We start from the raw sequence: 21647 nt of genomic DNA on the forward strand, positions 1-21647 counted from the left end.
ATTTTCCGGTTGCGGAAGGAACTTTCGGGCTTCCTCGGCCGTTACAGGCCCTGGCCCCAGCGGTATTGCCAGAGAATGCCAGCCAGGTCGAAATCGCTCCCTGTCTTGGTGGCTACGCCGGTGCTGGCGTACAGTTTGATCGAGTTGTTCCGGTTCACGGGTAAAGCAAGGGTAGCGCCCGCCCGCGAATTGCTTGCCCCATCATCGCTCCGCACCTCGTCAAGAGTCGTCCGCCCACCGTAATCATACGTCCCGCTCAGGGCCGCCCAAATGCCATGGCTAAAGTTGTAGGTTAGGTGGAGTTGGGAGGTGACGAGGGGATCCTGCTCAAGCGTCTTGCCGCCGAAGTACTCCTCATTGGTAGAAAAAAAAGTCACTCCAGTGGAAAGTTCGAGGGCAACTGGCCCCCACGCTTTGGAGATGCCAAGGTCGGGTTTGACAGACCATCGATGATTGCCAAGATTCACCAGTTTGTCATTATCATACTGGCCGAGGGGTGCGGACACCTGAACGCTTGCTCCGATGATGAGATCCTGCTGGTAGTTGGCGAATTCCTGCAGAGACAGAGCCGGGGCTCCGTAGAAATTGACTGAGTAGCGGAAGCGCGGGTCATTGAACCCGGAAACCTTGCGTTCACGCGGTTGATTTGCAACCATCGCGGTTCCTGACAGGTCGGAATACGGTAGGATGACATCAAACTTCCCCGCTTTGCCCCACACGTCTAAGGTCCGCGCATACGCCAGAACGCCAGAATGCATCGTGAGTTGTGCATCCTTGACGGGAGATGAAGCAGCCGTTGACAAACCACCATCCGAATAGACATAGCCAGCAAGCAAAAAATTGATTCCAACCGGCGTGTTGACATAGGCCCTTGGTTCAATTTCGCCCGCTGCTGCTTGTGCGGAAGCGAGCATGATCGCCATCACTGCTGACCATGCGCTGAGACGGGCAATGGTCACCCGAATACAACGGTTTTGGTTTGCCCAGTTTGAACACAGCAAGGCGCCTTGCCGATGAACAGGCAGCGGAATCGTTCCCTGATCCCTTTCTTCCATGGGTCGTACGTGATATCGGTCCGAAAGAATGAATGCCAAAATATCCCGCCACGCGTTGTTTTTCATATAAGTTGCGCTCGTAGCCTCAAGAAGTTGGCAGGGTAGCTTTATCTCAAGTGCCTGTGCACGGTGAGACTTCTTGAAGAGCCTTTCGAAAAAGGGGAGCTTGAGTCGCACGGGTACATTGAGCGCACGAGGGTGTGAATTGAGGAGATTGAGGGTTGAGGGCGTTCAAGTTGTTGCCCCCTCCAAGTCGGCTTGTGCCATGATCGCGGTGACCGCAACCGTGTTGACAATGTCGGTCAGGGTGCAACCGCGACTGAGATCATTGACCGGCTTCCTCAGCCCCTGGAGAACCGGACCAATGGCCACCGCCCCGGCCGAGCGTTGCACGGCTTTGTAGAGGTTGTTGCCGGTGTTAAGGTCAGGGAAGATAAATACTGTGGCTCTGCCGGCAACTTCGCTGTCGGGCATCTTGGTTTTGGCCACCTCGGCATCGACCGCCGCATCGTATTGAATCGGACCCTCTATTTTCAAATCGGGTCGGGCTTTTCTTACCATCTCGGTGGCCTGCCGAACCTTGTCCACGTCTTCACCCGTACCCGAGGTGCCGCTGGAATAGGAACACATGGCCACCAAGGGTTCAATTCCGAAATTGCGCGCTGTTTCGGCTGAACTGATGGCGATGTCGGCCAGTTGCGAGGCGTCCGGATCGGGGTTAACGGCACAATCTCCGTACACCAGCACCCGGTCCGCCAGGCACATCAGAAAAACGCTGGAAACAGTCGCGCATCCTGGCTTGGTTTTGATGATCTGAAGACTCGGCCGGATGGTGTTGGCGGTGGAATGCACCGCTCCGGAGACCATCCCGTCGGCATACCCCTTGAACACCATCATGGTGGCGAAATAGCTGGGGTCAAGCATGGTGTCGCGGGCCATTTCCGCATTGACGCCTTTTTCTTTGCGCAATTGCCAATAGGTTTCGCTGAATTCGTCGAGCCACTGGGAATGGATCGGATCAACAAATCGGGCACCGGTGAGATCCAGACCCAAGATGGCAATCTTCCTTTCGATTTCGGCGGCATCTCCCAGCAGGGTGAGGTCGCAGACCTTACGCCGCAGCAGAATTTCCGAGGCCCTCAGGATGCGCTCCTCCGTGCCTTCAGCCAGAACGATATGCCGCGGCGTGGCCTTGGCCCGCTCGATCAGCTGATACTGGAACATGATTGGCGTCACCTTTTCGGATTTGATCTGCACAATCTGCTCTTCAAGGGCCTTGACGTTGATGTGGGATTCGAAAAGCCCTAACGCCAGAGCGATTTTACGGTCATTGCCCGGGGTGATCACGGGACGCACATTCTGGATCTTCACGGCCGTGGCAAAGGTATCTTCAGCCACGCTCATGACGGGCAGGGACGGCTTGGGCAGCCGTGCAAGCAGCCCCAGAATCTGCGGCGGCGGCTCGACACCGCCGGTGAGCACAAGACCTGCAACCGAGGGACAGTTGGGAAAGTAGGGGGTTGCCAGGCAGCCGATCTGGATGTCGACGCGATCCCCGGGTGTGATCACCAGCGTGCCCTCCCTGATATATTCGAGGAAGAGTGGCAGCTGCATCGCCGCCACCTTGTAGTCGAGCGCCACCCGGTCCAGGCCTTCTCCGTCGCCGCTCAACAGGTGCGCATCAAGGGCCCTGAGAATGTCGCCAACCGTCGGCTTTTCCAGATTCGGGTCGGCCGGCAAAAGAAAAACCTGTTTGTCGCCGGTTTGGCCAGCTGCAAATGCGGCTGCAACGCTTTCCAGCTGTACGGGCTCGATCCGATTGACACAGGTGGCTAACACTGTGCAATTATGTTCTTCAAAGGCACCGCGGGCAACACGCACTACATCTGGAAGCTTAGCTGGAGATTTCCCTTGCCCGTTGATGACAATCATCACCGGAGCACCGAGATTGCTGGCCACATCGGCATTGAAGTCAAACTCCAGGGAACTCGCCACCCCGGAATAATCGGATCCCTCGCACAGCACAAACCGGCATTGACTTTCCAGTCGTTTATATTTGCTGACAATGGTGTCGAGCAGTTCCGTGTACTGCCCCTTGGCGATCATTTCCCGCGCTTGGTCGAGCGTGCAGCCATAGGTGTCGGCATAGGAGAGCGCAGGATTATAGCGGCTCAGGATGAGCTGAATATCGTTGTCGGGCGGATCACTCGCGATGATCACCGGCCGGAAAAATCCGACAGTGCGGATGTGGCGGATGAGTGTTTCCATCACCCCGAGCACCAAAGTGAGCTTGCCGCTTTCCGCTTCCATTGCAGTGATATACAGGTTGTTTGCCATGGCGTTCTCCTTTCAAGTAAGCGTTCAATTCTCTGTTACACTGCTGGCGCATCGGTCACCGCTTGCATGCCTACCGATCCCCCCAATCCTTGCGAATCAGCTATCCGGGCAAGCATCCGGTCCTCGGCAAAGGCATACTGCCCATCTATCGTGCGATCCAGGAACTCCAATTGCCGTTGCAATTCTGCGTGGCGATGCGGTGGCAATGTGTACATGAGATTTTCCAACATCGAGCGCATTCGTCGCATGACCTGGATGCTGCCCGCACCGTAATGCCTTATTTCGGTACAGGAAAGGTGCACAAAGTCTTCCCAGTTAGGGGTCCGGAAAATGAGCCGCAGCTCGCCGGCCGGATCGCGGAGCTCTTCGCGGCTGACATGCCGCAACCCAACCCGCCGAAGCAGCCGATGCAGCTGGTCGATGGCGAGCACTGCTGTCGTCGGATCATTAATGGCCGGTGACAATGCTTTGATCGCGATATCGACCAGAATGCGGAAAGCAAAGGCCGGATCGTGCTCGAGCGTACGCTCGGTGCCAAAGGCGACTGCTGCCTGCAGATGATGGTCGTCGATGGTGTTGGCGCCGCCATGCAAATGAAAAAGAGGCTCGTCCACCGAGACGAAGTCGCCGACTTGGGGTACGAATTCGATAACTCCGCCGGCGCGCTGTGCTTGCGTGACCAGTCCATCAAGATTCACAGCAAGCACGATTCCCGAAGTGCCCTTGTGGGCGATGCTTCGGTGTGGGGGCGCAGTTGGGCAGGACGGGTTGATCGCTTGCGGCCCTTTGGTTGACTCGGGATAGATGGTCTGGATGACCGCGAGCCCGAACATCCCCACCCGATGCACGATGCTGACGGGACGTAGAAAACGAGCGGCATAGTCGATTAGATACAGAAATACCACAATCGAGATCAACCCAAATGCAGCTGCAATGAAGGTGTTGAATTGGTGGACGGTTTCGCTGCCCATTTTGGTCAACGCCCTCAGGGCAAACAGCATGGTGAAGACAAAATAGCCGACGGTAAACCGGATGGCGTTGTCACGGAGCAGCGTAGTTGCAATAATCCGCGGCGTATACTGGCCGCCAGCGACCTGAATCGCGACAAGCAGAGAACCGAATGTGAAGACGAGAAACGAAAGGTTTATTGTGACTATCGTCTCAAGAGTCGTTCGTGCACCTGACATGGATAATGCCAAAAATGCTGTTGTTTCGTCGATCCGTCCGGTCCGTAGCATCCAGCCGCCGATGCCGTGGGTGATACGGCTGGCTACCCAGTACAATAACATGGAGACAAAAGGCACGAACCACAACGAAGCTCTGATATAACTCTTCAAACAGTACCATCGGTTCCATTGCATCTGCTTTCCTCCGTTAATACCTGCAGTCGCCGCATTGAAAATTTTGTCTTTTCCCTTCAGCATGAGGGAAACCATTTAAACTTTGAGCCTCTTTTGCAAGAGGCTCCTTTGATATGTTATTTGATCCTTTTCGGTACTGTTCTGTCCGAAAACGGTGCATCTCATTGTGTCAAGGCAGGGGGACGGAACCGCTGGACATGGCCAACATCACCTGCACCACGATTATTTTTAATATGGTCCCCACTCCGGGAAAGATCATCGCATAGCCGATATCGGCTTTGCCGGTCGGCGCCAATTGACTGGCATAGGCGAGAATAGCCGGGTTGCCGGTTGCGCCGCTGGCGATGCCGAGCACATCGTCAAAATTCATCCCCAACACATAATACCCGATCAGCAACACGGTCAGGACAACAGTCAGGAGGACGACCATGCCGGCAAGCAGCATGTAGAGACCGGAACCGCCGATGTTCTGGACAAAGGGGGCACCGGAGGACAAACCGACGCCGGCAAGAAACAGGGTCAGACCAAGATTGCGTAAAATGATATTGGCAACCACCGGCATCCGCCAGTTTAATGGACCGAGGCGGCCGATATAGCCAAGAATTAGGGACATGACCAGTGGTCCTCCGGCAGCGCCCAGCTTGACACTGCCAATGACCGGGACAGGGATAGGGATCAGCCCGATCAGCCCGCCAGCGACCAGCCCGAGCGCAAGAGAAACAAAACTGAATTCCGTTTCCGCCTTGATCGAGTCTCCAAAAAATCGACTCACAATGCCGCGCTGCGCCGATTCGACAACCACCCCCAGTTGATCACCGTATTCAATCTGCATCTCAGGTTTGGGGAGCAGATCGACATCACCGCGTCGCACCTGAATAACCTTGATTGATACGTCCTTGGGAAAAGGTAGATCAGTGAGCCGCATGCCGATAAAGCCAGGTTTGGAGACGAAAACACGCATGTAATCCAAATGACGACGGTCATCTCGCGCCTCTCCGACTTCTCCTGCCTTAAGTTCTGCCAAGACTTCGGGGAAACCGACAACCGAAAGAAAATCGTCAGCCTGCAATACCATGGTCGGTTCCGGAAGCATATTCATCCCGTTTCGCCGCACCATGAGGAGGTCGACGCCTTCGGGTGCCAGGGCAAGGAGTTCGGCGACCGTTTTACCGGTCAGTCCTCGATCACCGACCCGGGCTTCGGCAGTCACGAGACGGCTGGGGGGTGGCACTTCGATCTTCGGCCGGAACACCAATTTTGCCAGATAAAAACAGAGAATAGGGCCAAAGACACCGAACGGATAGGCGATGGCATAGCCGACAGCCGGATTCTTGCTGCCGGAGGCTTCCATCGCCGCCTGGAGCGTGGCGGTGCTGGTCAGTGATCCGGCGAACATGCCAGCGACAAAGTCGGACCCGAAGTTAAAAAGTCGCGCCATGGCCATAGCCGCCGCGCAGCCCATAAGCACGGCAAAGGTCGCAAGGAGGTTGGCTTTGATTCCCAGCGGGCTCATCAACCCTTTGAAGAAATCCTTGCCGTATTGAATACCAATGCCATAGAGAAAGAGCACCAAGCCAATTGTTCCCACCAGGCCCGGCGGTGCTGCCTTCGGAGCGATCGCTCCAACACCGAGACCGACGAAGAGGACGGCGCCGATGCCCAGCGATAACCCGCCAATTTTAATCTGGCCAACGGCGTAGCCCAGGCCGATGACCAGAAAAAGCGCAATAAACGGCTGGGAATTGAGAAAAATGCCTATGTTTTCCATGGGGTTGCTCCTTGTCGAGTATTCCTTTCTTGTCCCATCACCAATTGAAAGACAAGCGTTAAAATGTTCCTTTATCTTCGGTGGTTTGATGTTCGTCGTCGGATGAACCAGTTTTCTAGTCAGCTTGACTGTTTGGTATTTCTCGAGGATCGGTCATGTTTTCCGGCCGCAGCATGTCATCCAATTGTTCTTGGGAAAGAAGACCTTTTTCAAGCAGAAGAGTATAGACGCTGCCGCCTGTTTTCAGGGCTTCCTTTGCAATAGCGGCGGACTGCTCGTACCCGATGACCGGGACCATGGCGGTCACCAAGCCGATGCTGTTTTCCACATATTTGCGGCAGATGGCGCGATTTGCTTCCAAGCCGGTGATGCAGCGGGAAACAAGGGTGACGCAGGCGTTTTTCAGGATCATCATTCCATGCAGCAGGTCATAGGCGATGATCGGTTCCGCCATACACAACTCCAGTTCGCTGGCCTCGGCGGCCATCGAAACCACCGCATCATACCCCATAACCTGATAGCAGATCTGGTTGACCACTTCAGGGATGACCGGGTTGACTTTACCGGGCATGATGGAGGAGCCGGGTTGCATGGGCGGTAGGTTGATTTCGCCCAGACCGCACCGGGGACCGGAAGACAACCAGCGAAGGTCATTGCATATTTTGGAGATCTGCACGGCAGCCCGTTTCAGCGAAGCGGACATCTGCACAAAGGCGCCGGCGTTCTGGGTCGCTTCCACCAGATTGCGCGCCCGGCGCAGCTCAAACCCGCTGACCTCCACCAATTTTTTGGTGACCAGATCAGCATACCCGGGAGGGCTGTTGATGCCGGTGCCAATCGCTGTGGCCCCCATGTTGATATCCATCAGTTCGTCCGCGCCCCGCTCTACCGCCCGGATGGCGCTGCTGATCATGACGGCATAGGCGCTGAACTCCTGGCCCAGGGTCATGGGGACAGCATCCTGGTTTTCGGTGCGGCCCATTTTCAGCACATCGCTGAACTCTTCGGCTTTCTTTTCCAGTGCCTGTTGCAGTTCCCGCATGGCTCGGGTGAGGTTACGGTTGGCGAGCAACACCGCCAGCTTGATCGCGGTGGGGTAGGCATCGTTGGTCGACTGGGAACAGTTGACATGATCGTTGGGGTGCAAATAGGTATACTCCCCTTTGTTATGGCCCATCAGTTCGAGGCCGCGGTTGGCAATAACCTCGTTGGCGTTCATGTTGGTGGAGGTTCCCGCTCCCCCCTGGAACATGTCGACGGTGAAATGTTCATGCAGCCTGCCTTTAAGCAGTTCGTCGCAAGAATCGCAGATGGCCCACATCTTGGCGTCATCCAGTCGTCCTAATTCATGATTGGCCATGGCCGCGGCCTTTTTCACCATGGCCAACCCTTCTATCAGGTGTTCAAAATTGCGGACAAAAACTCCTGATATCGCAAAGTTTTCCATGGCACGGAGTGTTTGGACGCCATAATAGGCCTGATTGGAAATTTCCCGCTGCCCCAGTGAATCATGCTCCAGGCGAAAGCCGCTTATCTGCCCGGATTCTTCTTTGTTCTGGTACAACTGATCCGAGAGCAGCCGCATCCTCCGGTTGATGTTCACCGCGACCCTGGAAACGATCCGATAATAGATCTCGGGATTTTTGGTGCGATACAAACTCAGCTTGTCCCGGGAAATCTGCCAGACGGTCGCCCCGTTGCGGGTGAAAGCGCCGTTTGCATGGGCATCGTCATCGAGGAACAACCCTTCGCTGATCAGGGAACCCTCCATCATGGTGGCAAGGTGACGCGAGGATCCGTGCAAACCGCGTACGATTTCGATTTCTCCCTCAAGGAGCATGCCGGCCCATTGTCGTGGCGTGGACTCCTGGAAAAGCCACTCGTTGGCTGCGTATTTGTGTTCGGTTCCTTCGGCTAAGAAAGCGCTGAGATCTTCGACGCTGATACCGGAGACTTGGGCGGCCTGTTCAATTTTCTTTCGTTCAATCTGCATAACGGTTCTCCTATGAGAAGGTTGAGGCATTAGAGGACAACGCCGGCAAAGACATAACCAAGAACGACCGCGAAGAAGATGGTCAGCGTTCCAGGGAGCAGGAATGAGTGATCGAAGACATATTTGCCGATCCGGGTTGAACCGGTATCGTCGAATTCAACCGCCGCCAGCAGCGAGGGATAGGTGGGAAGGACGAAAAGAGCACTGACAGCGGGAAAGGCGGCAATCGCCGCACCCGCACTTACCCCGAGGGCCAGGGCCACGGGCATCAGAGCCTTGGTGGTCGCTGCTTGGGAATAGAGCAGCATGGCGGCAAAAAACAGGATGATAGCCAGCATCCACGGCTTGGCGGCCAGGAGACTGCCGGCAAACACATTGATCTCCTCGATGTGGGCGGTGACAAAGGTTGTGCCGAGCCAGGCCACACCCAGGACGCAAATACAGGCGCTCATGCCCGATTTGAAGGTGCCGGCATTGAGGATATTTTTGGCATTTATTTTACACAGTAAGGTGATCAGAGATGCAGCGGCCAACATGAAGCTGATGATGGCGTGATCCCGCGCCAGAACGGGCTGTTTGATCAACCCCAGGGTTGGGCTGATGGCGGTTGCATAGAAGACGACGCAGACAATGGCGATGCAGAAAATGAGCACGGAGCGTTTTGCTCCGGCGGGTAGCGCTTTTTTTTCCGTTGTTTCGTCGGATTGCTTGATCAGCCCCTTGGCCAGCCGTTCCTGATAGACAGGATCATCTTTCAGTTCCTTGCCCATGAAATTGGTGAAGACTGCGGCCAGCATGACGGCAAGAAAACTGCTGGGAATGGCAATGAGCAGGAGCTGGATGTAATCGACCCCCTTTTTTTCCAGCTCGGAGGCAAAAAAGACGACTGCTGCGGAAATGGGGGAGGCGGTAATGGCAATCTGCGAGGCGACCGTGGCGATGGACAGTGGCCGCGAGGGCCGTATTCCCGCTCGTTTGGCAACCTCGGCAATGACCGGCAGCGTCATGAAGGCGGTATGGCCGGTACCGGCAAGCATCGTCATGGCATAAGTGACCATCGGTGCCAGGAAGGTGATGTATTTAGGATTACTTTTCAAGACTTTCTCGGCAAGCTGGACAAGATAGTCCAGGCCTCCCGCCTCCTGCATGGCGGCGATGGCGGCGATAACCCCCATGATAATCAGGATGACGTCAGTCGGAATAGCCCCCGGTTTTATACCGAAAACTAGAGCAAGCACCAGGACGCCGAAGCCGCCGGCAAATCCGATCCCAATGCTGCCCAATCTCGCCCCCAGCCAGATAAAAAACAGAACCACCAGCAACTCAATAATCCACATACCTTTTCTCCTTGCTCAACAGCATGTTTGGGCACAAAGAATCAATGGAATCTTTAAACCTCGACGAGTTCCCTGACACAATAGTTGTGCTTATGCGGGCAGGGTTCATGGGACCTGATACGAGCCCTTGACATCCTGAGAAAAGCCGCCGATGCCGGATTCGTCATCTGCCTGCGCAAACGACATCGAGGACCAGGTGAAATGCAGATATCCGGTGATGCCGTCCAATGACCCGGTGCCCCCGACAATATTGCCGGTGACGCGGCTTCCTTTCTCCATCCGGGTGCCTTGCAGGGTCAGATAGATTTCTTCTCCGTCCAAATTCCGCCAGACACAGCGGATGTCGCTGCCGGTCGAGAAATCGGCAAGGCCGATGCAATTGGCCCAAAAATCCTTCTCCTTGCCGATTTTGTTATCTTTCAGGCTGACATGGCCGGACAGTTTAAAGAGTGCCGTTTCCCTGTTCTTGCCCAGGGGAAGGATCTCTTTCGAGCCATTTGCCACCCAGGAACCGGAAAAGATCCCCTTCTCCCCGGCATGACTGGTCGGAACCAGTGGTTCAGACAGGGGGATCTGCCCGATAAACACTGCGAGCAGGGTAGCGACTATTGTTGCCTTCACATCCATACGGCCTCCCTCTACGAGTCAATTGTGATTCGATGTTGAAAAAGATGCCTCTTGTAAAATTAGGTCAGATCGTTGCGGACAGACTCTATGCGTTGGGCTTATCTGCCGACCCAGAGTATCCACGGCGTTCCGATGAAAAGGAACACCAGCATGCAGAAAAGGGTCGTCAAAAGCCCCATGCGATACAGTTCACCCTGAGTCAGGTAGTTACTGGCAACAAAAATGACGTTCTGGCTGCCGCCCTGCGGAGTCAATGTCGAAAAATAACTGCTGGCAAACAGCAACGCAAACCCCATCAGGTGCACGGGTACACCGGTCTGGACACCGACATCGAGGAAGACGCCGAGCAGCGCAAGGACCTGCGCCGACTGGCTGACAAACATGTAATGCATCGCAATGTAGAGCAGCAGGAGGACGACATAGGCGATCGGCCAGGAAACGCCACCGAGCATCGAGGCCAGCCGTTCCCCGACATAGCCCATGAACCCCATCTCGTTGAGTTGTCCGCTCAGGGTAAAAAGCACCGCCAACCAGAGAAAAGTCGCCAGCGGGCTGCCCTGCAAGTAGATGTCGTCGAGCGTCAGAACCTGGGTTGCCAGCAGGGTGCCGAGACCGGCGATGGCCACTGCGGTGAGGCTCAGATTGAGGGTTCCTGCCAATATCCAGGCCAGGATCATGAGTCCGAAGACCATCGCGGTTATCCACTCGTCGCGCGACAGAGGGCCCATGGTGCGGAGCGCCTCGCGGGCAGCGTGCGGGGCCTCAGGCGTTTCGTTGACGCCCGGCGGAAATGCTCGAAAGAGCATGAGCGGCAACAGGCCAATTGTGATCAGGGTCGGGATGGAGGCATAAAGCAGCCATGAGCCGAAATTGACATGCAGGCCGAATTGTGCCGCCAGCGTGACGCCGATCGGATTGGCCGAGGTGGCTGTCAGCCACAGGGCCGAGGAAACGCTGAGACTGGCCATGCCGCAGAACATCAGGTAACCGCCCAGGCGACGCTTGCTTTCTTCTTCGGGAACCGAACCGCTGCTCTGGGCAAGGGCCAGGATGATCGGGTACAAAACCCCTCCACGGGCCGTGTTGCTCGGGAAGCCGGGTGCAATCAAGGCGTCGGTAATGAAGATGCTGTATGCCAAGCCCAGGGTTGATTTTCCGAACATACTCACCACACGCAGACTGATCCGCTTCCCCAATCCGCACTTGACCACTGCCTGGGCGACGAGAAAAGCGATGATGACCAGAAGCACGCTGGCATTGGCAAAACCACCGAAGGCCTTGGCCGGATCGAGCGTCTCGGTGAGCACCGCAATCGCGCCGGCCAGCAGTGCCGAAGTCAGCAGCGGCAACGCGTTGACAATGACCGCGAAAATTGCGGCAGCAAAAATCGCAAACAGGTGCCACGCTTCACGAGTCAGTCCCTCGGGGATCGGTGCGAACCAGATGCCAAGAGCCAGGACAAAGGGGGCCAACACTCGCACAGTTTGCCGTAATCCTTTCTCAGTCGCGTTCATTGCGGGCCCCCTGTCGCTGGCGGAAGTGTATTCAGCGTGCCCAGGCGAGCCCACCCTTTCAGGTCAACGACCCGTCCACTCGCTTCACCGTCCTCGTTCTCGATCAAGGTCTGCCACCTAAATGAGTATTCGCCGCTCACTCCGGCAAAGCGACCTGTGCCGCCGATAAACCTGCCATCGATCAGCTTGCCGGGGTTGATCGCTTCTCCTCGCAATACGCTGAAGACCTTGTCGCCACGATCGTCTGTCCACACACTGCGCCCCTGCATGCCGCTCTCGCTGTCGGTAAAACCAATCACCTCAGCCTTGAATCCTGTTGTTAGCCGTTGAGGTCCGGTCAGCAGCAGCGAACCGGTGAACTTGAAAATCGCCGCCTGACGCTCCGGGCCGAATTGCAGCGATTGGCGGTTTCCCGTTGCAGACCAAGTGCCGGTGAAATGACGGACCTCCCCGGGGGGCGAGAAAATCGGTGGCGAGGGCGGAGGGTGATCGCAGGCAGTGGCCAATAGCATGACGAGAATTGCCAATCCACGCCAGTAATGACTAAAAGACGGCCATCGTCGACAACGCATATGCATATCTCCTGCGCATAAGGATCTGGAAAACAGGCTTTCCTCTTTTTCACCGGAAGTGGATACGTACGAATGCATTTCAGTAAAAGTACTCTCTCACCCCGGCAATTCGGGGTGGAATTTTTTTTATCCTCTTTCGTGCTCGATTTGCAGAGACACCAGTCGGGCGATCAGAATGGCCGGATACAGGGTGCCGATAACGGCTTCGAGCATGACCAGCGATCGGGCTAAAGGATGCACGGCGGAAATATCACCAAAGCCCACGGTGGTCAGGGTAACGAGGCTGAAATACATGAAGACGTCAGCGAGCTGGTGCCCATGCTGAATCAAGGCTGGATTGGCGGCATGCACGAACGATCCGGGAATCAAAAAGTCGCACAAACGATAGAGGGTGGCAAAAAAGTACCCGATCAATAAATAGGCTGCAATCGCCCCACGGACGCGATGCCCTGACACTGTGCCCTCTTCATAGACCTTTTGCAGGACAACAGCCGTAAAGCATGCGGCAAAACAGATTGCAAGCACGTTGTCGACGACCAGAATCAGAGGAGAGGGCGTAATCAGCACGAGCCAACGGACAGTCAAGGTACCGGCGACCAAGCCTGAGGCGAGCCATCGGGCCAGGCGATGCTGGGTGACGGTCAGAAGTCCTGTCAGGAGGAAGAGCGAACCCACAACCCCGTTCATCATATACAGGAAAAATCGGTCGCTTGTTTCCAAGGGGGCGACAACGAAGATCTGAATAACGAGAAGCACCAAAAAAATACTGAGGCTTTTTTCTTCTGTCCAGAGGGAGAGCATTCGACGCATCATGTGGTGACCGGTTTCCTTGGCAGGTGGTTCTCGATAAGATTGTGTATGGCCCTGGGGCTCTTGCCTCCCCTCACGTTGACCGGGTCAACGAAGGGTTGGTCGCTAATACATCGCAACTATCTACAACGATATCAACAAAAAGGTCTGGCCTAAACAATCCTGATTAGGAGGCGGCACGCTCGGTCGCGCTGCTTGCCCCTGCCTGCAGGGCCTGGAAACGTTCGATCGCGGCGCGAGCGTTGAAGAGCAGACGGTCGCGGCCGAGGCGCTCAGCCAGTCCTGCTTTGCGCACGACCTCGAGTACGCCTGGGTTCAGCGCCGCCAGCCACAGGGTCACCCCGCGCTCAGCAAAACGGGTCTCACCCTCCATGAGCATCTGCAGCGCCGAGTATTCGATATCCGGCACTCTGCTCATATCCAGAGCCACCACCTGCGGCTGATATTGTTCAATCAATGCTTTGATCTGTTCCCCCACATAGGGCGCATTGACAAAATAGATGCGCCCTTCCGGCCGCACGATCAATAGGCCGTCGAAGGTTTCGTCATCCGGGTGCTCCGGCGATAACGGCCGCAGCACGTCAGCCCCGCGCTTCCGGCCGATGATCGAGACACGGGGTTGAGCAGTCTGGCTGGACAGGCCGATCAGGGAGAGAACAATCGCCACCACGATGCCTTTGAGGGTGCCGAAGAGCAAGACCCCGAGACAGGCGGTGATTGCCCAGCGGAACTCCATCGTCCGCACCTTGAGGATGGCGCGAAATTCTGCCGGTTGGATCAAGCCGACCGAGTAGACGATCACCACCGCCGCTAGGGTGGCATGCGGCAGCAGACCGAGCAGAGGGGCGAGCAGGAGCATGGTCGCCGCTGCGGCTCCAGCGGTGATCAGGGAGGCTTTCTGCGACTGCCCACCGGCGGCACGCACTACTGCGGTCTGCGAAGTGCCGCCGCCGGCCGGCATGGCACCGAAGAACGCTCCTCCCAGATTGGCAGCGCCGGTGGCGAGTAACTCACGGTTGGCGTTGATCTGCGGCTCTCCAGGACCGGCAAAGGCACGTCCTGCCGCGATTGATTCGGTGAAGCTCATCAGCGCGATACCGAGCGCGCCTGGCAGCAATTGCTCGACCAGCACTAGGTCGGGCAGGGTCAGGGAGGGGAGTCCCTGCGGGATCAGACCGACAATCGCCACACCCTGCGTTTTCAGGCCAAAAAACCACGAGGCGGCAATGCCGCCGCCCACGGCGACCAGCGGCGCCGGAGAATGCGGCCACAAACGTTCCATCCCGATCAGCACCGCCAGCGTTGCCCCTGCCACCGCCAGCGTGAGCAGGGAAGAGTGAGGCACCTGAGCGGCGACGCTGAGCAAATCGTGGAAAAATCCTTGCTTGACGATATGGACCCCCATCAGTTTCGGCACCTGGTCCAGGACGATCACGATGCCGATCCCAGCTTTAAAACCGGTCAAGACCGGGGTGGAAATGAAATTGGCGACAAACCCAAGCCGCAACAGGGAGGCCAGCAGCAGGATCACGCCCACTAGTCCGGTCAGGGTCGCACCGGCAACCATCAACCGTGCTGGGTCGCCGTCCGGCACCACCACACTGAGTTGCACCCCTGCAAGAATGGCGAGCGTGGTGGTGGAACTGACACTGAGCACACGGGAGGAGCCGAGCAAGGCATAGATCACCATCGGCAGCAAGGCGGTGTAAAGACCGACGGCCACGGGCAGGCCGGCGACGGTGGCGTAGGCCATGGCCTTGGGCAGCACGACTGCAGCCGCAGTCAGACCGGCGATCACGTCGAGTTTGAGTGTTTGGGGAGAGAGAAGGGCCGAGGCGCCAGGCGGATCTTGTTTCATACAGGGTGCCTCCTGAGACCGCACGTTTTCTGGTTGTCGTTAGGGATCATGGCAAGGGGGAGAGATGTTGAGGTTTGCTGGCGAAGCGGCACAACGCTGATCCGCTTTTTTGTGGTTTCAGGTGCCTTTGAGCCAGAGCCTGAAGGGGTACCGGCCAAGTGGTTGGTCAGGAACTGGTTGCCCCGAGAGCAAAGCTCACCAGTACAGCCGAGCGCCGAAATTCCTCCTGCAGCGAAAACTCCGCCAGGGTGATGTCGTTGCCATCACTACCTGGCCCATCGTCGACGCGAACACCCATCCAATTGAGGCGAAAGAACTGATTGTGCACCTCCAGGATGTCACCTGGTTTGCGCATGATAGCTTCCAGGTAGCCGAGTGACTGCTCTGGGGTGGCAATGTGCTCCCGCAGTCGCTCAAGTTCCTCTTCCACTTCAGCCAGAGCTTTTTCAGCCTTGCGCAGCTCCTCCCAGTTCACCGGATCGCGGGAGGCAAACATCTCCCGGACATGGTTTTTGCCGCCGAGGATCTTCTGGATCCCCTTGAGGTATTCCTTTTTTCCCTGTAACTCGGCTTTTCGTGACCGCAGGGTGGTGATCTGTTCCATGGCAACTGTGGCCAGCACTTCAAGCCCCCGATTGACGATGCCGGCCTTGGTCAGGGCGAGATCAGCGGCCGGCGCAACAATCCGATGATCAAAAAAACTGACCGCCTGCTGCCGCACATCCCGGACCAGCATTTCCCCTTCCTGCTGATGACCGAAAATGGTTTTCTCCTGTTGCGTCATGGTCAGCAACGCCACCACCTCGCCTGTCTGCCCCCGTTTGCGCAGGGCATTGACGTCCGGACTCAGGCGAAGCACCTCCTCAAGTTCATCGGGCGAGGCAAAGAGGGCCTTGACCAAGGGGTCGTCATAATACCGATTTTTGTCCAACACCACTGGCCCGGGAATCGCATCGATCAGAGCTTGGCAGTACTCCATGGATCCGGCTATAGGCTCATGGAGCACCTTGCGATAGCCTTTGGCCTGTCGAATAACCGGATCGGCAATCTGGACGACATAATCCGTGATTTGCCGGACGTGACTCTCCTGCTCCCCGCGATCTTGGTAGTGTTGCCAGATATGTCCGAGCCAGCCACCGAGCCGATCCCTGCCGTTTTGCCATTTCATAACTCCTCCATCAGCATGATTGCCGCTTGCTCTCTATTGGGATGATGAGGTCATGAAGGGGGCGCCGTGCTGCGGGAAAACGATGCCCTCCTTGGGCAGACACTCCCACTTGAGGTCAACGGGAGCCCCTTTGACCTGCCATATTTTTTCACAGTATTCTGTAATCGCACGGTCCGAGGAAAACTTGCCCATGCGACTGACATTGAGGATAGACATCCTGGTCCATTGTTCTTGGTCGAGAAAGACCGCCCCCACCCGCTGCTGACAGTCGATGTACGCTTGATAATCGGCAAAAACCATGTAGGGGTCATGGTTGAGGAGAGAATCGACCAAAGGGCGGAACAGTTCCCTGTCGCCATGGGAAAAATGGCCGGTGGCGATCAGGTTAACCGCAGCCCGCAGATTCTCGTTTTCATCAAAGATCGATCGGGGATGGTAGCCAGCATCCCAGAGCGCCTGCACCTCTTCGACATTCATGCCGAAAAGGAAAAAATTCTCGTCGCCGACCTCTTCCCTGATCTCGACGTTGGCGCCGTCCAGGGTGCCGATGGTCAGAGCGCCGTTCATGGAAAACTTCATGTTGCCGGTCCCTGAGGCCTCCTTGCCGGCCAAGGAGATCTGTTCGCTCAGGTCTGCCATGGGATACACAAAGTGACCGATCTGTACGTTGAAATTGGGGACAAACAGGATCTGGAGACGCCCATTGACTTCGGGATCGCCGTTGACCACTTCGGCCACCGAGTTGATCAGCTTGATGATCAACTTGGCCATGAAGTAACCCGGGGCGGCCTTGCCTCCAAAAACAAAAACGCGCGGCGGTATGTCGAGCCTTGGGTTGTTTTTGAGTTGATGGTACAGGGTGATGATGTGCAGTAGATTGAGATGCTGGCGCTTGTATTCGTGGATCCGTTTGACCTGGACGTCAAACATGGCCTCGGGGTTGAACAGGATGCAGGAATCCTGGGCATAAAAGGAACAGACCTTGTGTTTATTGGCCAGTTTAACCTGCCGCCATTGCTCGCGGAAGGCAGGATCGTCAACCAGGGCTTCGAGATCGCGCAGCTGGTCTAAATTGGTGATCCAGCTTTCGCCTATGGCGGAGGCGATCAACTCGCTCAGGCCCGGGTTACTGAGCGCTATCCAACGCCGGGGCGTGACTCCGTTGGTGATGTTCACCAGTTTCTCCGGCCAGAGGCGGTGGAAATCGGTCAGGGTATATTCTTTGAGCAGCCTGGTGTGCAGTTCGGCCACCCCATTGATTTTGTGGCTGCCGATGCAGGCAAGGTTGGCCATGCGCACAGACCGCTCACCGGATTCATCGATGATCGACAGGCGGCGGACGATCTCTTCATCACCCGGGAACTGGCAGCGAACCTGATCAAGGAAGCGGTGGTTGATTTCAAGGATTATTTCCAGATGTCTTGGCAACAGCTCGCCCAGCAGGCTGACCGGCCATTTCTCCATCGCCTCGGGCAGCAGGGTGTGATTGGTATAGGCAAAGGTAGCGGCGGTGATTTTCCAGGCCGGGGTCCAGTCGTAATGATGGACATCAATCAGCAGCCGCATCAGTTCGGGAATGGCGATGGCCGGGTGGGTATCGTTGAGCTGGACCGCAAAATGGCGATGGAAGGTATCGAGATTTGCATTTTGGAGAAGATGAAGCCGTATCATGTCGTGCATGGAACAGGCGACAAAAAAATACTGTTGCCGCAGCCGGAGCACCTTGCCCTGAAACTGTTCGTCATTGGGATACAGGACCTTGGTGATGTTTTCGGCCAGAACCTTCTCTTCCACCGCCCCGAAATAATCGCCGACGTTGAACTCTTTGAAGTCGAAACTCTTGGGAGCCTCGGCACTCCACAGTCTGAGGATATTGACTGTGTTGACCTTGTATCCGGGAATGGGGGTGTCGTAGGGGATACCTTTAACGACCCGCCCCGGATGCCAGTGGACACGGTAACAGCCCCGGTCGTCGGTAGTAGCGGTGGTGTGGCCCCCGAATCCGACTGCCACGGTAAAATCGGCTTTCTTGAACTCCCACGGGTTGCCCGGTTGCAGCCATCGATCGCTCAATTCCTTTTGCCACCCATTCTCGAACGCCTGGTCGAACATGCCGAACTCATAGCGGATGCCGTAGCCTATGGCCGGAATTTCCAGACTGGCCAGGGAATCAAGGTAACAGGCGGCCAGCCGGCCTAGGCCACCATTGCCCAGGCCGGGCTCTTCCTCGTGGTCGATGATCTGTTGCAGATCCAAACCGGTTTCCCCGGTCGCCTGAACAAATGCATCATGCAGACCGAGGTTGATTAGATTGTTGAGCAGATGTGGCCCCATAAGAAATTCGGCCGAGAGATAGCAGATTATTCTGCCCCGGCTTTCGCGAAGCGCCGCCATGGAATTGATGAACAACCGCTGCATCCGGTCACGAAGGGTGTAACTCACCGCCAGATAGTAATCGTTCAGCGAGGCATTGAGCGGAAGCACGCCCTGTTGGAAAAACAGTTTGTAGGCAAAGGCGCGCTTAAGTTTGTCAACGGTTTCACGTTCGATTGCGTTCTTCTTTGGCATGCTGTCCCTCCGAGTATCACTGGACCAGGTTTTTTGAATGCATCCCCTGTGGGCAACACCATATGAATCTGCCAGTCTGTCAGTATTTCTCCGGAATGAATTTAAAGGGATACTCCTTTTCCTGGTATTTTTTGCCAATTTTGCGTTTCGGCAATTCTATCTTTCCTCCTTTCAATTCCTTATATTCGACGGACCCGAGAATATGACTGATGATGTTCAGCCTCGCCCGCTTCTTGTCGTCCGATCGGACTGTCGACCACGGCGCCCAAGGGGTATCGGTTGCGGCAAACATCTCGTCTCGGGCCCGCGTATACTCATCCCACTTGTCATAGGATTTGAGATCCATCGGCGAGAGTTTCCACACCTTCCGGGGGTCGTCGATCCGGGCCGTCAATCGCTTGGTCTGTTCCTCCGGGCTGACCTCCAGCCAATATTTGAGCAGGATAATCCCAGATTCCAGCATCATTTTTTCAAAGGCGGGCACCACCTCCAGAAAACGTTTGGCTTTGTCCTCGGTGCAAAACCCCATCACCCGCTCCACCCCGGCCCGGTTGTACCAGCTGCGGTCAAAAATGACGATTTCACCGGCGGCAGGAAAATGGGGAATATACCGTTGGGCATACATTTGTGATTGTTCTCGTTCCGTTGGAGTGGGAAGGGCGACGACGCGAAAAATCCGCGGACTGACCCGCTCGGTGAGTGCCTTGATGGTGCCGCCCTTGCCCGCGCCATCTCGTCCTTCAAAGACAATGCAGACCTTCAACCCCTTATGCAGAACCCATTGCTGCAGTTTGACCAGTTCCCCGTGCAGCTTGGCCAATTCCTTATCATACATCTTATTGTCGAATTTTTTGCCGCCAATCTCCTGTTCACTCTTTTTTACCTTACTCATCGCTGACCTCCTTTTGGGTTTGATCGATAGGGTGATGATATGGATATAAAATGAACGCTGCTTGAGTTATGGGGACGCCATATTCTCTTGACGGGTATCATCCTCATGCCTTCCCGTCCCATTGATCCAGGCAAGGAGCAAGGTATAGGTTACGGCGAGCACCACTGGACCAATGAAAAGCCCAATGATGCCAAAGGCGACAAGGCCGCCGATGACACCGGTAATAATGAGAATGAGGGGGAGATCGGCCCCTCTCTTGATGAGGAACGGACGCAAAAAATTGTCGCTGATTGCCACCAGGACCGACCAGACCAGGAGAATGGTTGCCCAGGTGTTCTCGCCGCTCCAGTACAGCCAGATCACGGACGGAAAAAGCACCAGACCTGGGCCGACCTGGGCGATGCAGAGCATCATCATCACGGCTATCAGCAGGGTGACGGCCGGGACTCCGGCTACAATAAGGCCCAATCCGCCGAGTGCGGATTGAAAAATTGCGGTGCCGACGATGCCCAAGGCAACGCTGCGAATGGCCGCTGCCGAGAGTACTGCTGCTTCCAGGCCGCGATTACCGGCGAGCCTTTGCGCAAAACGGCAGACCAGATCCGCTGCTTTTTCGCCTTGGGCAAAAAGGACCGCCGAAAGAATGATCATCAAACAGAAATGCAGGACCAGCATGCCGATGGTACCGACTTGGGCCACAAACCATTTTAAGGTCTCATTGATATAGGGCGACAGTTTTGCGTAGAGTTCCTGCGGCCCGATTGCCGCGAGGTGCTGCCAACGCTCAGTCAGGGTCGTGGAAACCAGAGGAATCTTTTCGAACCAGGCGGGGGGCGAGCCGATACGGAGCGTTTTCAAAGAGTCGAACAGGCCAACCACTTCACCTGTTCTCTCCAAAATCGTCAGAATGGCAAACGATAAAGGGAGAACGAGGATCAGGAGCAGAAGCAACGACATGACCAGAACAGCTACCCACCGCCTGTTCCAGCATCTCTTTTGGACCATCAGCATGAAGGGCCAGGTGGCCACCACAATCATGACCGCCCAGCTCAGAGAGAAGAGAAAAGGACGTAAGATCCACAGACTGGAGGCGATGAGCAGGCCAATGAAGAGCACCGCCAAGGTGGATCGGGTTACTTCAGCGGGATGTTTCGTACTCATGTCGCTCCTGACTCGAGATTGTTTTGAGTAAACTCCTCCCGGCGCCAGGGGAACGTTCTTTCGTTGGAATCGCTTTCCCAGGCGTTATCCTCGCTGCCCATCTATCTTTTTGCAGGTATGATGACGACGTCCTCGTCGGTGATGGAGGTCTTGATCGGATATCCTGCCTGCACCCAGGCAACCCCGCCGGTGTTCACTGCAACCGCGTTTTTATAGCCTAATTCATTGAGCAGCTTGGTTGCCAGCGCGGCCCGTGCTCCTGTCTTGCAATAGACGAAGATCTTTTCTTCTTTATTGGGCACAACCGTCCAGATGGAAAATTCCAACAGTCCTCTGGGTACATTGATCGCTTCGGGAATATGGGCTACCTCATACTCGTTGGGTTCACGGACATCGAGAATGACCATCTCTTTCCCGCTGTCAATGGCGTCCTTGAGGTCTTTGATGGTCACCTGCTGGGTGGTTGCGCGTGCCTTGTCAACCCACTCTTTTACCGGTGAGGTCATCCACTTGGGTTGTGGGGCAGTCTCTGCGGCTACACAGGTAGTGGCAATCATGGAAAAAACAAAAACTGCTGCCAGGATACATTTCTTCATGGAGTTCTCCCGTCTGTCAAAAGAGGTTTT

General features: G+C 55.9%; 16 protein-coding genes. All 16 read right to left on the minus strand.

Annotation, left to right across the window (positions count from 1 at the left end; genetic code table 11):
* Positions 1 to 41: 41 nt before the first annotated feature.
* Positions 42 to 1121, minus strand: coding sequence for a transporter (locus ACHZCX_RS13255; RefSeq protein ID WP_319587691.1), 1080 nt, complete (start codon positions 1119 to 1121; stop codon positions 42 to 44).
* Between the two features lie 165 nt (positions 1122 to 1286).
* Positions 1287 to 3392, minus strand: coding sequence for a phosphate acetyltransferase (gene pta / locus ACHZCX_RS13260; RefSeq protein WP_319587692.1), 2106 nt, complete (start codon positions 3390 to 3392; stop codon positions 1287 to 1289).
* 35 nt (positions 3393 to 3427) lie between these two features.
* Positions 3428 to 4753 carry a DUF2254 domain-containing protein gene (locus tag ACHZCX_RS13265; protein WP_394708833.1) on the minus strand — a complete coding sequence of 442 codons (1326 nt, stop codon included), beginning with the start codon at positions 4751 to 4753 and terminating at the stop codon, positions 3428 to 3430.
* Between the two features lie 169 nt (positions 4754 to 4922).
* Positions 4923 to 6521, minus strand: coding sequence for a TrkA C-terminal domain-containing protein (locus ACHZCX_RS13270; RefSeq protein WP_319587694.1), 1599 nt, complete (start codon positions 6519 to 6521; stop codon positions 4923 to 4925).
* Positions 6522 to 6636: 115 nt separating this feature from the next.
* Positions 6637 to 8514 (minus strand): aspartate ammonia-lyase, encoded by a 1878-nt coding sequence (aspA, locus tag ACHZCX_RS13275; protein WP_319587695.1) that lies wholly within the window; start codon positions 8512 to 8514, stop codon positions 6637 to 6639.
* A gap of 29 nt (positions 8515 to 8543) precedes the next feature.
* Positions 8544 to 9851, minus strand: coding sequence for an anaerobic C4-dicarboxylate transporter (locus ACHZCX_RS13280; RefSeq protein ID WP_319587696.1), 1308 nt, complete (start codon positions 9849 to 9851; stop codon positions 8544 to 8546).
* Between the two features lie 105 nt (positions 9852 to 9956).
* Entirely contained in the window at positions 9957 to 10478 is a 522-nt protein-coding gene (locus ACHZCX_RS13285) for a hypothetical protein (protein ID WP_319587697.1), read from the minus strand.
* A 98-nt stretch (positions 10479 to 10576) separates the two neighbouring features.
* Positions 10577 to 11992, minus strand: a complete 1416-nt coding sequence (locus ACHZCX_RS13290; RefSeq protein WP_319587698.1) for a DASS family sodium-coupled anion symporter — start codon at positions 11990 to 11992, stop codon at positions 10577 to 10579.
* Complete coding sequence (locus tag ACHZCX_RS13295) at positions 11989 to 12564, minus strand: hypothetical protein (protein WP_319587699.1); 576 nt, start codon at positions 12562 to 12564, stop codon at positions 11989 to 11991. The genes ACHZCX_RS13290 and ACHZCX_RS13295 overlap by 4 nt, the downstream gene beginning before the upstream one ends.
* A gap of 126 nt (positions 12565 to 12690) precedes the next feature.
* Positions 12691 to 13377, minus strand: coding sequence for a potassium channel family protein (locus tag ACHZCX_RS13300; protein WP_319587700.1), 687 nt, complete (start codon positions 13375 to 13377; stop codon positions 12691 to 12693).
* A 163-nt stretch (positions 13378 to 13540) separates the two neighbouring features.
* Positions 13541 to 15232, minus strand: coding sequence for a SulP family inorganic anion transporter (locus ACHZCX_RS13305; RefSeq protein WP_319587701.1), 1692 nt, complete (start codon positions 15230 to 15232; stop codon positions 13541 to 13543).
* Positions 15233 to 15398: 166 nt separating this feature from the next.
* The gene (locus ACHZCX_RS13310; protein WP_319587702.1) at positions 15399 to 16400 is read right to left on the minus strand and encodes a hypothetical protein; all 1002 of its coding nucleotides are present in this window, start codon (positions 16398 to 16400) and stop codon (positions 15399 to 15401) included.
* 33 nt (positions 16401 to 16433) lie between these two features.
* Positions 16434 to 18968, minus strand: a complete 2535-nt coding sequence (locus ACHZCX_RS13315) for a glycogen/starch/alpha-glucan phosphorylase (RefSeq protein ID WP_319587703.1) — start codon at positions 18966 to 18968, stop codon at positions 16434 to 16436.
* A gap of 79 nt (positions 18969 to 19047) precedes the next feature.
* Complete coding sequence (gene ppk2 / locus ACHZCX_RS13320) at positions 19048 to 19860, minus strand: polyphosphate kinase 2 (protein ID WP_319587704.1); 813 nt, start codon at positions 19858 to 19860, stop codon at positions 19048 to 19050.
* 66 nt (positions 19861 to 19926) lie between these two features.
* The gene (gene ydiK / locus ACHZCX_RS13325; RefSeq protein WP_319587705.1) at positions 19927 to 21021 is read right to left on the minus strand and encodes an AI-2E family transporter YdiK; all 1095 of its coding nucleotides are present in this window, start codon (positions 21019 to 21021) and stop codon (positions 19927 to 19929) included.
* A 101-nt stretch (positions 21022 to 21122) separates the two neighbouring features.
* Positions 21123 to 21617: a rhodanese-like domain-containing protein gene (locus ACHZCX_RS13330; protein WP_319587706.1), complete on the minus strand. Its 495-nt coding sequence runs from the start codon at positions 21615 to 21617 to the stop codon at positions 21123 to 21125.
* Positions 21618 to 21647 lie beyond the last annotated feature (30 nt).

The organism is uncultured Desulfobulbus sp. (assembly GCF_963662935.2).
In the GTDB taxonomy this organism is placed as follows: Bacteria; Desulfobacterota; Desulfobulbia; order Desulfobulbales; family Desulfobulbaceae; genus Desulfobulbus.

Excerpts from the sequence above, each read along its gene's own strand:
- ACHZCX_RS13255 (WP_319587691.1), bottom strand. The coding sequence starts at position 1,121 with ATGAAAAACAACGCGTGGCGGGATATTTTGGCATTCATTCTTTCGGAC.
- pta (WP_319587692.1), bottom strand. The coding sequence starts at position 3,392 with ATGGCAAACAACCTGTATATCACTGCAATGGAAGCGGAAAGCGGCAAG.
- ACHZCX_RS13265 (WP_394708833.1), bottom strand. The coding sequence starts at position 4,753 with ATGCAATGGAACCGATGGTACTGTTTGAAGAGTTATATCAGAGCTTCG.
- ACHZCX_RS13270 (WP_319587694.1), bottom strand. The coding sequence starts at position 6,521 with ATGGAAAACATAGGCATTTTTCTCAATTCCCAGCCGTTTATTGCGCTT.
- aspA (WP_319587695.1), bottom strand. The coding sequence starts at position 8,514 with ATGCAGATTGAACGAAAGAAAATTGAACAGGCCGCCCAAGTCTCCGGT.
- ACHZCX_RS13280 (WP_319587696.1), bottom strand. The coding sequence starts at position 9,851 with ATGTGGATTATTGAGTTGCTGGTGGTTCTGTTTTTTATCTGGCTGGGG.
- ACHZCX_RS13285 (WP_319587697.1), bottom strand. The coding sequence starts at position 10,478 with ATGGATGTGAAGGCAACAATAGTCGCTACCCTGCTCGCAGTGTTTATC.
- ACHZCX_RS13290 (WP_319587698.1), bottom strand. The coding sequence starts at position 11,992 with ATGAACGCGACTGAGAAAGGATTACGGCAAACTGTGCGAGTGTTGGCC.
- ACHZCX_RS13295 (WP_319587699.1), bottom strand. The coding sequence starts at position 12,564 with ATGCGTTGTCGACGATGGCCGTCTTTTAGTCATTACTGGCGTGGATTG.
- ACHZCX_RS13300 (WP_319587700.1), bottom strand. The coding sequence starts at position 13,377 with ATGATGCGTCGAATGCTCTCCCTCTGGACAGAAGAAAAAAGCCTCAGT.
- ACHZCX_RS13305 (WP_319587701.1), bottom strand. The coding sequence starts at position 15,232 with ATGAAACAAGATCCGCCTGGCGCCTCGGCCCTTCTCTCTCCCCAAACA.
- ACHZCX_RS13310 (WP_319587702.1), bottom strand. The coding sequence starts at position 16,400 with ATGAAATGGCAAAACGGCAGGGATCGGCTCGGTGGCTGGCTCGGACAT.
- ACHZCX_RS13315 (WP_319587703.1), bottom strand. The coding sequence starts at position 18,968 with ATGCCAAAGAAGAACGCAATCGAACGTGAAACCGTTGACAAACTTAAG.
- ppk2 (WP_319587704.1), bottom strand. The coding sequence starts at position 19,860 with ATGAGTAAGGTAAAAAAGAGTGAACAGGAGATTGGCGGCAAAAAATTC.
- ydiK (WP_319587705.1), bottom strand. The coding sequence starts at position 21,021 with ATGAGTACGAAACATCCCGCTGAAGTAACCCGATCCACCTTGGCGGTG.
- ACHZCX_RS13330 (WP_319587706.1), bottom strand. The coding sequence starts at position 21,617 with ATGAAGAAATGTATCCTGGCAGCAGTTTTTGTTTTTTCCATGATTGCC.